Here is a 1,283-nt window from a genome sequence, read left to right as displayed (position 1 = left end):
GATATGGGTATCGAGATACAGACTACTTCTTCTTGAAGATAAAAGCGGCTTTCCCCGGAAAGCTGCGATGAACCATATAAAAGCGTTTGGTTTCAACGTTTTTTCCAATGCCAAGCGGCGCGCAGCAATGATTCATGCGCAAAATATCAATTCTCCTATCGCAACTGAAACCATCCAGCTCGTTCAAATCGACAATAACCAAGCAGGTTTTCTTATATTCTCTCCCATTAATCAGGGGCCTTCTCTTAGCAATGAGCGCTTAACGCGTACTTTAAAACTGGAGGGCTTTGCGGTCGGTGTTTTTGTTGTTAACGATATTGTGATGACCAGTATTAACAACATCAGTGCAGATTATATGAACGTGACAATATTCGATAATAGCGACAGTAGTGAGTTGATCTATCAGTATTCACCTGACAATGAGGTACCGACTGACGAAGGTTTTTTGGCGTTCTCTTTCATTCAACAAGTCGCCGGACGAGATTGGCACGTCGTTTTGTCAGTCTCGAACCGTATGATAGATGCATTAATCACCAACGACTCAGCCACCTTTGTTATCTATGAAGCGATAATAGCTTCACTGTGCGTATTACTCATTATCACGCTATCAAATAACCATCGCATGCTATTAAATCTAGTCAAAATGCGTACCAATAGCCTTGAGCGTTCGAAAGACGAGCTGAAGAAATATGCTTTTAACGATCCATTAACTAACTTATTGAATCGAAGAATGTTTATTAAGCAAGCCACTCATGCATTATCGGTATCCGCCAGAGCGAATAGGGTTGTGGCAATACTGTTTTTGGATCTCAATGACTTTAAACGCGTCAATGATGAATTGGGTCACGAATTTGGTGATAAATTACTTATCGCCGTTGCAGAAAGCTTTGGAACCAGCCTAAGAACGAGCGATATGCTGGCACGCTTTGGTGGCGACGAATTTACGATTCTATTAGAAAACTTAGCCAATGAAGAAGACGCCGTCATTGTTGCCAACAAATTGATTGATGGCTTACGTGAACCCTTCCTTATTAACAGTGAGTCACTCATGGCCTCGACCAGTATTGGTATTGCGACCTTTCCCCGCGATGGCAAAAACGTGAATGATTTGCTCCGAGCTGCTGATGAAGCAATGTATCAAGCCAAAACGTCGTCGAAAGGCTACTGTTGTTATTCAAGCATTGAAACCAATTACAACGCTCACGCGTATACTCGTTCAACTTGAAGATGCAGGCTTGAGAACTTGAAAGTTATCATTAATTCGAGATGCCAAAGAGCCTGCG

The 1,283-nt window shown here is 42.2% G+C and carries 1 protein-coding gene; it reads left to right on the top strand.

Annotated elements, in window-relative coordinates:
• Positions 1-67 precede the first annotated feature (67 nt).
• A complete protein-coding gene (locus Q1A70_RS19955; RefSeq protein WP_363318259.1) occupies positions 68-1,225 on the top strand; it encodes a diguanylate cyclase in 1,158 nt (385 codons plus the stop codon).
• Positions 1,226-1,283: the final 58 nt, after the last annotated feature.

The organism is uncultured Vibrio sp. (assembly GCF_947488985.1).
Classification (GTDB): Bacteria; Pseudomonadota; Gammaproteobacteria; order Enterobacterales; family Vibrionaceae; genus Vibrio.
This window is presented reverse-complemented; position numbering and strand designations above follow the sequence as displayed.